This window comes from Collinsella sp. TF07-1 (assembly GCF_003437235.1).
Classification (GTDB): domain Bacteria; phylum Actinomycetota; class Coriobacteriia; order Coriobacteriales; family Coriobacteriaceae; genus Collinsella.
Genome location: NZ_QSRV01000027.1, coordinates 21,654 through 32,267 on the forward strand (window position 1 = coordinate 21,654; position 10,614 = coordinate 32,267).

At 63.3% G+C, this 10,614-nt stretch carries 10 protein-coding genes; 4 read left to right on the forward strand and 6 right to left on the reverse strand.

The window, feature by feature from the left end; all coding sequences use genetic code 11:
• From DXC67_RS09115 to DXC67_RS09130, 4 genes are all read right to left on the reverse strand, one after another.
• On the reverse strand, window positions 1–1,802 hold a 1,802-nt coding region (locus DXC67_RS09115), incomplete at its 3' end, for a serine/threonine protein kinase (RefSeq protein ID WP_369831370.1).
• Window positions 1,799–2,704: a hypothetical protein gene (locus tag DXC67_RS09120; RefSeq protein WP_117638142.1), complete on the reverse strand. Its 906-nt coding sequence runs from the start codon at window positions 2,702–2,704 to the stop codon at window positions 1,799–1,801. The genes DXC67_RS09115 and DXC67_RS09120, both read right to left, overlap by 4 nt.
• 245 nt (window positions 2,705–2,949) lie before the next feature.
• Window positions 2,950–3,546, reverse strand: coding sequence for a recombination mediator RecR (gene recR, locus DXC67_RS09125; protein ID WP_089573257.1), 597 nt, complete (start codon window positions 3,544–3,546; stop codon window positions 2,950–2,952).
• Between the two features lie 13 nt (window positions 3,547–3,559).
• On the reverse strand, window positions 3,560–3,880 hold the full coding sequence (locus tag DXC67_RS09130; protein WP_006235174.1) for a YbaB/EbfC family nucleoid-associated protein: 321 nt from the start codon (window positions 3,878–3,880) through the stop codon (window positions 3,560–3,562).
• A gap of 341 nt (window positions 3,881–4,221) precedes the next feature.
• Here DXC67_RS09130 and DXC67_RS09135 point away from each other — a divergent pair, with 341 nt between their 5' ends.
• Window positions 4,222–4,689 carry a hypothetical protein gene (locus tag DXC67_RS09135; RefSeq protein ID WP_117638143.1) on the forward strand — a complete coding sequence of 156 codons (468 nt, stop codon included), beginning with the start codon at window positions 4,222–4,224 and terminating at the stop codon, window positions 4,687–4,689.
• 22 nt (window positions 4,690–4,711) lie between these two features.
• Here DXC67_RS09135 and DXC67_RS09140 read toward each other — a convergent pair whose 3' ends face one another.
• The gene (locus DXC67_RS09140; protein ID WP_117638144.1) at window positions 4,712–4,972 is read right to left on the reverse strand and encodes a hypothetical protein; all 261 of its coding nucleotides are present in this window, start codon (window positions 4,970–4,972) and stop codon (window positions 4,712–4,714) included.
• Between the two features lie 54 nt (window positions 4,973–5,026).
• Window positions 5,027–7,507 carry a DNA polymerase III subunit gamma/tau gene (gene dnaX / locus DXC67_RS09145; RefSeq protein ID WP_158551337.1) on the reverse strand — a complete coding sequence of 827 codons (2,481 nt, stop codon included), beginning with the start codon at window positions 7,505–7,507 and terminating at the stop codon, window positions 5,027–5,029.
• Window positions 7,508–7,623: 116 nt separating this feature from the next.
• On the opposite strand from dnaX, the gene DXC67_RS09150 reads away from it, so the two are divergent.
• The 3 genes from DXC67_RS09150 to DXC67_RS09160 form a co-directional block, all read left to right on the forward strand.
• Window positions 7,624–8,340, forward strand: coding sequence for a hypothetical protein (locus DXC67_RS09150; protein WP_117638146.1), 717 nt, complete (start codon window positions 7,624–7,626; stop codon window positions 8,338–8,340).
• Window positions 8,341–8,484: 144 nt separating this feature from the next.
• Window positions 8,485–10,338 carry a serine/threonine-protein kinase gene (locus DXC67_RS09155; RefSeq protein WP_117638147.1) on the forward strand — a complete coding sequence of 618 codons (1,854 nt, stop codon included), beginning with the start codon at window positions 8,485–8,487 and terminating at the stop codon, window positions 10,336–10,338.
• The coding region (locus tag DXC67_RS09160; protein ID WP_117638148.1) for an FhaA domain-containing protein at window positions 10,335–10,614 on the forward strand (280 nt) is incomplete at its 3' end. The genes DXC67_RS09155 and DXC67_RS09160, both read left to right, overlap by 4 nt.

Consider the following 10,614-nt stretch of genomic DNA (forward strand, 5'->3'; position numbering starts at 1 on the left):
GCCGGCCCGCCAAAGGCGCGGGCAGCCGCGGCTCCGCCGGCAAGCGGCGTCGCCATGGGAGTTTTCGCACGTCGTGCTGACACGACGGGAAGCTCGAAGGCAAACCCCATCGCCAGCAAAAACCACGTGAGCGCATAGGTTGCAATTATGGCGGCCACCAGGCCACCCGCCACGCCATGCTGGGAAAACACGGTACATGCGAGTGCGGCCAGAGCCGGGACCTCGCAGGCGGAAAGGGCCAACACGCCCTGCAGGAATCCCGCACGGCGATCGCGCGCCAAGGCCCCGGCGGCAATGCCCGCCACGCCCGGCAGCGCCAACGCCAGCGCGGCGATAATGGCCGGCAGCTTCCCGGACCACATAAGCGGTCCCACGACGAGCGCCACATGGGCGCCCGACGCCAACAGCGCCGCTGATACCACGACCACAGCCCAAAGCACGCCGCATACCGCCGTCGCACCAACCATCGCCGCGCGCCGGGCCGTGTGCCCCGATACCTCCATCGGGCACGGCATGAGCGGCTCGGCGCGAAGCGAGCGGGCGACATTTTGCGCATAGTGGTCGCAAAATGCCGAGAGCGCCGCCTCCACCGCAGCCGGCTCGGGACGATCTTCCTGATGGCAGGACAGACAGGCCATCACCACATCGAAGAGCTGAGCGTCGACAAACGCCAGCGCATCGCGCAGATCCTCGGAATTTGGATCGAGCCCCAGCTGCTGAGCCTGCTCGGCCGCGGCAAGTGCCACATCGGGCTCGCGTCGCAGCAATTGCGTCAAGTCGCAGCCGGGCGCGTGGGCGCCGACGGGATAATCGGGCAGCGTATCCATCTTGAGGCGATAAGGGCTGGCAATATCGCGCGTCTTTTTGCGCGAGCCCGAAGTACCCGACGCACCCGGCGCTACTTCGTACGGCGCGACACCGGCGATGAGCTCGTAAACCGTGCTTGCCGCGGCGTAGACGTCGATCGCCGGCGACATACGCAAAGCGCGCAGGTCGGGAATATCGTCGGTGAGCATCTCGGGCGGGGCATAGGCAACCGTCGCGCGACGCAGCGTGGCATAACGCTCCGTAAACGACGCCTTGCCGCCGGTACCGGCCACGGCCGACGCAGGCTCGAGCGCCAGCGACGAGCCAAAGTCGATCAGGCACAGGTCAAAGGTGCCCTCGGCAAGCTGCCGGTCAAGCGGTAGACGCGCCGTGCGCACCATAATATTAGCGGGCGAGATATCGCGATGGACAAAGCCCTCGCCCACCAGGCTCATACGGCAGAGCAGATCGAACAGGTCGCGACCCAGACGCGCCGCCACAAGCGGCGACAGGCGTCCGGCATCGTCCACGGCGAGTCGCGAACGCAAGCGGGCAAGCGTCTCGCCCTCGACCCATTCCATGACAATTGCAGGCACACCGTCGACCTCGCCCCAGCCATAGAGGCGGGGAAAGCCCTTAAGGCCCGAAAGGGCGCGGTGGCATTCATATTCCTCGCGAAACGCCGCCTTGAACTTGGCGACCAGCGCCTCGTGAGCGGCATCGTCGTCAAACTCATCGCGCGTCGGCAAGATGAGCTGTTTGAGTGCCACGGCCTCGCCTTGGGCGTTGACGGCACGCGTCACGCGGCCGATACCGCCACGGCGCATGGCGGCATCGTCGGCAAACAGCATCGTAAAACGACGCAGATAGGCAGGCAGTTCGCCCTGACCGAGCGCAATGGCCGGCTCAAACCCGTCGACACGCGCCAGGCGCAGGCCGACCATGGGATCGCGACCGAGCGATTGTGGTGTGGTGGATGCAAGATCGGTCATCATAGGGCAAGCGCCGCCACGTTATTGTTGAAGTTACCGAGCGCGACGTCATCATCGCCGTAATGGCCGACCCATTGACATAGGTTGGTGTAACAGCCCCACAGATTGGCATACTGCTGATACCACTTTGACCGGGGCGAGAATGTCTGACGACCGAACTCGGCTCGAATGACAAACATCTCCCCGACCAGGCTGTCGCACGGCCTGGGATCTCCCGTAGAGTTATAGGTCGAGACCACGTCATTGGCACGAGAAACATAGCCGTCGAGCATGTTGTACTTGGTCACAAGCCAGCTGTGAATGCTCTCTTCCTCAGCAGCGGAAAGGCCACCGGAGTTTGCATCGTTGTCAGTGTTGCCGCCCGTCGAGCCGCCGTTTCCAGACCCTCCGGCAGAGGAACCCGACCCAGAGCCACCGCCCGAACTCGACGAATCCGAGCCGGAGCCAGAAGTATCCGAGCTACCGGGCTTTCCGGACTGCTGGGCGTCCTGCTCCTTCTGCTGCTCGACCTTATTCACCGTTGCCGCCACGCTATTGTTGGACAACCGATCGATGATCTTGGTGTTGGTGAGCACGATGGTTTTGCCATTGGCAAGCGTGACTTCGTTGTCCGGGGCCTCGGCGCCGTCCGCGTCGTCGGTGCCAAACACAATATGCGCGACCACACTTGCCCAAGCATATCCAGTCGTGGTGCCCAGATCACTTTTGACCTCATGCCCCACGCGCGGTTCGCGTGCGGCATGTGCCTGCATCATGGACGGCACGGTCATGCCATAGGCAGAAACGCCAGCTATGACCAGCACCAGCGAGCAAGACAGCAGTGCGTACGCCCGCGGCGCCAAGCCCAGTCGGCGTCGCATGCGCACCGCGGCGCCGCGCTTTGTCTGAGTGCCACCGGGCCGCATGCGTTCTCCTCCAACAAAAACACGCCGCTCGGGAGCGGCGCATTCATTCGAATCCATATTTGAGTGTATCAGCGAACCCAAAAGGTTGCGCAACGAATGAGCAAATTAAGGATGCGAGCGGAAGCATCCATGCGATAAGCGGATACAAAGTATCTTTGTTGCACAACAAACTTATAGTCGCACGGGGAAATTATGACTGCCCCGTGCGTCGCCAGGAAAACATACGGCAGGAGCAGGCTCGCCACCTAAATCGTGCGACGGGCCTCAATGGCGCGCCCAAGCGTAAGCTCGTCGGCATACTCCAGGTCGCCGCCCACGGGCAGGCCGCTCGCCAGACGCGACACCTCAACGCCCAGCGGCTTGATAGTGCGGGCCAGGTAGCTCGCCGTGGTCTCGCCCTCAATATTGGGGTTGGTGGCGATGATGACCTCATGGATATCCTCGTGGCCCAAACGCGCCAGCAGCTCGCGGATGTGCAGCTGCTCGGGACCAATCTTGTCCATGGGGCTGATCACGCCGCCCAGCACATGGTACAGGCCATGGTAGCTGCCCGTGCGCTCGATTGCCTGGACGTCGCGCGGCTCGCCCACCACGCAAATGCGAGTAGTGTCGCGCATCGAATCCTGGCAGATGGAGCACTCGTCGGCCGTGGCGTAGTTAAAGCAACGGCTGCAAAAGTGGACCTCCTGCTTAACCTCCAGGATGGCCTCGGCCAGGCGACGGGCCTCCTCGGCATCGGCCTCGAGCAGGTAATAGGCGATGCGCTGGGCCGACTTGGGACCAATGCCCGGCAGACGGCCCAGCTCATCGAGCAGTTTTTGCAGACTGTGATTCGCACTCATATATATGCGTGTCTTAGAACGGCATGCCCGGGATGTTGAGGCCGCCGGTGATGGCGCCCATCTGCTTGTTGGCGAGCTCGTTGACGCCGCGGACGGCCTCGTTGACGGCAGCCATGATCATGTCCTGCAGCATATCGACGTCCTCGGGATCGAGGGCATCGGGGTCAATAGTGAGGTTGACGAGCTCCATCTCGCCGTTAACGGTCACCTTGACCATACCGCCGCCGGCAGAGGCGTCGACGGTCTGGGACTTGAGGTTCTCCTGCGCGGCGGCAAGCTGCTCCTGCATCTTGCGAGCCTGCTTCATCATCTGCTGCATGTTCATACCGGCCATGATGGCTCCTTTACGTGCGGCCGCACGCCGAGCTGCAAGGGCAGCCGGAGCGCGGCGGGACTTTCAAACTCAAAAATCGTACCACGGCGCGGGGCAAGCAAGCGGGGCGGACACGCTACCTCAGTCGATATACATGTCCTGGAGTGCAAACCGCACCCAAAGATTATGCGAAGTTGAATAATTCGCATCTGCATAATATTGAAAGCTAAATCTTGTAGAGCCGGAATCCGACATTTTCTGCATCCAGCTAGATAACAAAATGCCGAACCGCTGCTCGAGGCGGCGCTCATGATGGCAGGGTATAATTTGATTGTCACAGACAGCAATTTGGAGGTGCCCCCATGAATGCCCCCGACGCGCTCCAAAACATCCGCTCAAAACACCCCGTTGCATATGTGGTTCTCTATCTCTTTGTCGGCTGGGCATTACTGGTTGTCATCACCCATGCTATAGCCTTTGGAGCAGAACTGCTGATAGCCAGCTCGGACCAGCCCGTCGTCAAATGGGAAGCGACCGATGAGTGCACCGACGGGACCCGGACCGTTTACTACAACAGCCCGTCCCTTTACCAAGAGCTCAAGGTCAAGATAAAAGATTCCAAGATTGTCGATGCCGAGCTAGGCTCTTTTTTGACAATCGGAGCAACCGTCAGCGCCGAACAAGTCGAGTACTCGGACAGCCGTGCGACGTATCGTGTCGACCTCAGCACCCTAGGCCGGCCGTCACGTACCTGCCTGCTCGAATGCGAGATACGTGGCACCACGCTACACATGTACGAAATACAGATGCGCCCGGACAAAAGAAAGTGATATATGGCCGAGTCGGAAAAGACTAGGCATAGACTCGTCCGCCTTCGTAGGCAAAACGCAGGATGAGCGGGGCATTGTTGCGCACGAAATCATCGAGTTCTTTGAGGTTCGCTTCGCTAAAGCCCTCGTGTGACACCCAATTGAATGCCGGCAAGATACACTCCGCCGTGTCAAAACCCCAATCGCGCGGGCGCTCCACAACAACCTTCACCGTGTTGTCCTCCCGGACTTCGGAATACGAAACCTGCGTATCGTCCTCAAGGCGGACATATTCCCACATCATAAGCTCGCTCCGTTCAAAGGGTTCTCTTCTTGAGCAGTATACCCGCCTGCGCAGCTACTCCACCGGCTTGAAGATGGTGGACTGGCCGAAGACGCTGCGGATGAGGGCTTTGGCCTCGTCCTCGGTCTGCGGGATGCTCGGGGCTGCACCCTGATGGCCGAAGGGGCCGCCCGCACCGGAGTTGGACTCCCAGGGAGCTGCAGGAGCGTCCTCCTCTTTGGGGGCAGTTGCAGCGGACTTGGGCGCGGACGCCGCACCCGGCACGTCGAACGGAGGCAGATCGTCCCCACCAGCATCGGCAACAAAACCGCCAACCATGGCATCGTCGTAGGGAACCTGCTCGGATTCCCATGGCGCAGACGGCGCGGCGGGCTGAGCCTTGGGAGCGGACGCGCGCTCGGGCGCTCGGGGCGCGGGCTCGGTCGGGAGCTTGCCCGTGGCAGGAGCGCCGGCGGGGTTGTCGGAGCGCAGCCAGGGGGCTTTGCCCAGGTCAGACGACTTGGGCGCGGGCGAGGCAGGCTTGGGCGCGGGTGTCGGAGCAGCCGGTTTGGCCATGACGGGCTTAGGCGCCGACGGGGTCGGCGCCGCTATCGGTGCTGCTTTTGGCTGCGTCGCGCTGGCGCTCGAGGATGCAGGGGCCGCCGAGGACACGGGTTGCGGGTCCGCAGATACCGCAGCCCGTGCAGATGGAGAATGCTCCTCATGTTGAGGAGCCGGCGTGCCACCCCCATCCAGGACATAGTCGACGGTACGACGACCGAAGACCGCACTGACTGTCGGCAGGACCACCGACTGCGTGTCGGCGCGTCCAAGCATCTTGATGGCAAAGGTCGAGCCCGCGGGGAACGAGACCGTGAGCCTGGAGCCGTCGTCAGCCGTGGCGCGGGCATTGAGCAAAAGCCCCGCGTAGGAAGCCTGACGCGCCTTGACACGCTCGACAACCTCGGCCCATTTGCGCTGCAGCTCTCCGGCATCCTCGACCGCGGGCGTCTCGGCAGTACCGGCGGCGGCAACCTGGGCGGCATTGTTGGACTGGGGCTTAGGTGCCGGAGCGGTGGCAGGCGCGGGAGCCGCAACGGGCTGAGGCGTCGGAGTCGGCGCAGGCTGAGGTGCAGGCGCTGCAGGCTTGGAAGCTGACACGGACGCAGAACGGGACGCAGGCTGGGCAGCCGGAACAGCAGCACCACGGTCCCAAGGCATACCGCCCTGGCGCGCGGACGTAGCAGCGGGGGCAGCGGATGCCGCCGGAGCGGCAGCACGAGCGCCCGAAATTAGCGTCGGCTGTTGGGCAGCAGCGGGTACGGATGCTGCAGACGCGGCGGCCTGAGCAGCAGCCACGCTCGCCGGCACGGCGCCGTTGGCAACCATGGCCTCCAAGCGGGCCACGCGCTCGGCCAATGCCTCAATCGTTAAATCGGCCTCGGGACGTGCCAGGCGCGTGCAGGCGATCTCGAGCACCAGGCGCACGTCGCTCGCGCCCCTCATCTCCAGTGCGGCATCGTCGAGCACCGTCAGCACACGGGCCAGGCGGTCGGCAGGATGCTCGCCAAAGGCAGCGGCCTCGGCAGCAAGCGCCTCGGCCTGCTCGGAGCCGCCCTCAAACAGCTCGGCACGGGCACCGGCAACGCAGGCAACGTACACGTCACGCACATGCGCCACCAGGTCGCGCGTCAGCTCCAGCAGGTCGTTTCCTTCCTCGACCTGCGCACGGATCAGTCCATAGAGCTCGGCAACATCGCGATCGGCAATGGCGCGGGAAAACTCGCCCAGAATCTGGTCCGAAACCTCGCCTAAAAGCGAGCGGGCGTCGTCCGCATGCACAGAACCGTTGCCAAAGACGCTCAGCTGCTCCAGCGTGGACAACGCGTCGCGCATACCGCCCTTGGCATGGCGCGCCACGATAGCCAGCGCCTCATCGTCGTAATCGAAGCCCTCCTGCTCGCACACGTATGCCAGGCGACGCTCGATATCCTCGTTGCCGATGCGATGGAAATCGAAACGCTGGCAGCGCGAGAGGATGGTCTCCAGAATCTTTTGCGGGTCGGTGGTGCACAGCACAAAGATCACGTGTGCCGGCGGCTCCTCGAGCGTCTTGAGCAGCGCGTTGAACGCCGCCGTCGTGAGCATGTGGACCTCGTCGATGATATAGATCTTGTACTTGCCGCGCACCGGGGCAAAGTTGACGGAGTTGATGATTTCCTCGCGCACATTGTCCACGCCCGTGCGGGAGGCGGCATCGAGCTCGTAGACATCGGGGTGGTTACCCTCGGCAATGAGCTCGCACTCCTCGCAAGTACCGTCGGGCATGCAGCCGCTTGCACCCTCGGCGCGCGCCGCCTCGGCATTGCGGCACAGCAGCGCCTTGGCCAGAATGCGCGCCATGGTGGTCTTGCCCGTGCCGCGCGGTCCGCAGAACAGGTAGGCGTGGGACAGGCGCCCCTCGGTGATGGCGTGCTCGAGCGTCGAGACGATATGCTGCTGGCCCACCACGGAGTCAAAGGTGAGCGGGCGATACTTTCGGTACAACGATTCCATGGGTGCTCCCCCGGGTATACTGAGTCTTGTTGCCGCGGCGGCCATGCGGTCGCACGGCATACTGCATTCCATAATAACCCGTACGGCGAGCCCGCCGCGATAGGAGTCCAAAGAGCATGGCAGACGCAGAGAGCAACCTCGTTCCCTCCGAAGCAGCCGACCAGGTCGAGGTCGCGCTCGAGGAGCAGGCCGCAGCCGACGACGGCATCCTGTACCTCAACGAGTACCAATACGAAAACGACCTCGTCACCGACTTCGCCCGCCTGGTCGCCTCGCCCAGGCGCCGTGGCTCCCTGTACGTCGCCGCCGCGATTGCCGTGCTCATCGGCATCGGCATGCTGGTGGCCGGCGGCAACTGGATCAAGTTCGGCGTCGTGCTGATCGTGTTCGGCGCCTTTTTGGCCTGGTGGAGCAAAAATCTGCACCATACGCTCGCGCGCGACTTTATCGAAGCCGTCGAGGCAGACGAGTCCATGGGCGGCCGCTACCGCCGCGTCGCCGCCAACGAGGACGGCCTGATGGTCTGGGGCAAGAGCGGCAAGTCGCAGTTCTTCCCGTTTGAGAAGCTCGACCACGTGCTCGACGGCGAGCGCATCTTTGTGGCCATGTTCGCCGACCAGGGCGTGACGATCCCCAAGGACACCTTTGTTCGCGGCGATGCCGAGCAGTTTGGCCCCTTCCTCAAGGCGCGCATCAACAAAAAACTCCGCATCGAGACCAAACGCAAGAAGATGAAGGCCGAGAAGGCCGCCGCCGAGGCCAAGCAGGGCGACAAGCCCCAGGAGACCAAGGGCAAGCAGCGCAAGCAGAAGAAGAACAAGAAGAAGCACTAAGGCCAAGCCAGACAGGCGGCCTCGCATCCCGTTATCCTCGCCATCCGCCCGAGCGTGCTACACTAGCAGCATCTATGCCACCGCGAACGGCTCGGCTCCGCGCCCGCCGCTCGCAAACGAACTTTAAACGCACGAGGGTTGGCCATGCCGCTTTTCTCGCAACATACCGCCCGGTTCTCGCCGGACGTTCCTTTGGAGGGCACCAGCTCTCGCGAGCTGCTCAAGCGGTACCAGCCGCTCGAGACGCTTGCGACCGGCGGTTTTGGCTCCATCGAGATCTGCCGCGACACGCACCTGCGCCGCCGCGTCGCCATTAAACGCATCCCCCTTATCAACGGTGCCGGCATGCCCGCTAGCGACATCATGGATGTCCTGCGCGAGGCGCACACTGCCGCCATGCTTCAACATCCCAACATCGTGCAGGTCATCGACTTTACGCACGACACAGCCTATGCCTACCTGGTTATGGAATATGTCGATGGCATGTCGCTGGCCGAGTTTTTGCACCGCGCGGACGGCCACTCACTTACCTTTGACGAGGCCGCGGCCATTGCCGATGCCCTGGGCCAGGCGCTCACCTTCGCCCACAGTAATGGCGTACTCCACCTGGACATTAAGCCCGCCAACGTGCTCATCGACCACTCGGGCAATGTAAAGCTCACCGACTTTGGCATGGCGCGGCTGTCGTCCGCCGGTGGCTTTGGCGGCTCACGCGGCGGCACCATCGGCTACATGCCGCCCGAGCAGCTCGATATCGAGACCGGCACGGTCGACGAGCGCGCCGATGTCTTTGCCCTCGCCTGTGTGATCTACGAGGGCCTGTGCGGCAGCGCTCCTTTTATGGCGGCCACGCCCGCCGACTCGCTCGGCCGCATCATCGGCGGCGCCACCTATCCCAGCGAGCTGATACCACACTTTCCCCCGGGAGCCGAGGCCGCGCTCATGAGCGCGCTCTCCCCCATGCCGCAGGACCGCCCCAACAGCATCGAGGCATTTTGCGACCAGCTCCTTGCCGGTCTGGGCAGCGTGCGCGAAGGCCGTCGCAGCCTGGAGCAAATGGTTGGCGAACTTTCGGATGACGAGCAGGAGCTCGACGATATCGAGCCGTCGCGCTACGAGGACGACACCATCGAAGTCGACCCCGCACTCGGCTGGGCAGGCACGCGCTGGAGCCATGCGCGCGACTACGCCATGCACGCTATCTCGGCGCTAACGTGCGGCGCCTTTAGCTTTTTGCTGATGCAGACGGCCGGCGTCGCGGCGCTTCCCGGCCTGGTCATTGCGGCTATCGCGATCGGAGCGGCGGCCGGCCTGGCCCCCCAGATTGGCTCGGCCATCTCGGCTGTGGGCTTTTTGGTGCTCATGGCAAACGCCACCATGCAGGCACAGGGCGTCCTGTCGATGTTGCCCGTCGCGGTGATCTTTGCCGCCGCCATGTCCGGTTGGTGGATCGCCTGGGGTCGCACCGAGGCTGCCGCGAGCGCCGCACTCACCTGTGCACTCGCGCTTGGCTGTCTGACCGGCAATACCTTCCTGGCAGCTGGGGTCACCGCCGGCGTCGCGTCATTTTGGCTCGGCCCGGCAAGCGCCGCCGCGGCAACGGGCATGGGCGCACTTTTTGCCCGTCTGGCCACGGTCGCGCTTTCAGCCGGAGGCGTGCTGGGGCTCGGTAACGTTGCCGCAGCGCTGGGAGACCCACTCCTTTGGGCTGCCTTTGTGCTGGTAGCGGCAACTGCCGCGGCGTCATCTGCGCTGCTCAACGCCCATGCCAAGCGTGCCGATCAGGGCTCAAACCTTGCCGTAATCGCCGCCATCGCTGTCGCCGGCATCGGCTGCGCAGCGGCGTCCTGTCTTGCACACCATATGGAAATTGCCAGCCTTGCAGCCGCGGTCGTCGCCAAGGCGGCGGTTGCGGGAACCCTATCCTCTATAATCGTTGGGATATGCCTATATTTGCTCGGATACCAAAGAACCTATACGGAGAGTGATCTTTCGTGAACTTCCTGAACATCTTCGAGGACCACGTGGCCGGCATCTTCGGTGCCACCCGTGCCCCGTTCTCCTTTAAGAAGCTTGCCAAGCAGGCCGCTCGCGACATGGAGGATCAGACTCTGGTGATCAACGGCGTCAACACGGCGCCGGCACTCTATACCATCCTGATCGCCGCCGACGACGATCCCATGCTCGCCCCGTTCTACCCCGAGCTTTCGCGCGAGGTCCGCGAGTTTGTGAAGGCGCAGGCCGAAAAGCGCCGCTATGTCTTTGTCGGCGAGC

Excerpts from the sequence above, each read along its gene's own strand:
- DXC67_RS09120 (WP_117638142.1), bottom strand. The coding sequence starts at position 2,704 with ATGCGGCCCGGTGGCACTCAGACAAAGCGCGGCGCCGCGGTGCGCATG.
- recR (WP_089573257.1), bottom strand. The coding sequence starts at position 3,546 with ATGAGTGCGAATCACAGTCTGCAAAAACTGCTCGATGAGCTGGGCCGT.
- DXC67_RS09130 (WP_006235174.1), bottom strand. The coding sequence starts at position 3,880 with ATGGCCGGTATGAACATGCAGCAGATGATGAAGCAGGCTCGCAAGATG.
- DXC67_RS09135 (WP_117638143.1), top strand. The coding sequence starts at position 4,222 with ATGAATGCCCCCGACGCGCTCCAAAACATCCGCTCAAAACACCCCGTT.
- DXC67_RS09140 (WP_117638144.1), bottom strand. The coding sequence starts at position 4,972 with ATGATGTGGGAATATGTCCGCCTTGAGGACGATACGCAGGTTTCGTAT.
- dnaX (WP_158551337.1), bottom strand. The coding sequence starts at position 7,507 with ATGGAATCGTTGTACCGAAAGTATCGCCCGCTCACCTTTGACTCCGTG.
- DXC67_RS09150 (WP_117638146.1), top strand. The coding sequence starts at position 7,624 with ATGGCAGACGCAGAGAGCAACCTCGTTCCCTCCGAAGCAGCCGACCAG.
- DXC67_RS09155 (WP_117638147.1), top strand. The coding sequence starts at position 8,485 with ATGCCGCTTTTCTCGCAACATACCGCCCGGTTCTCGCCGGACGTTCCT.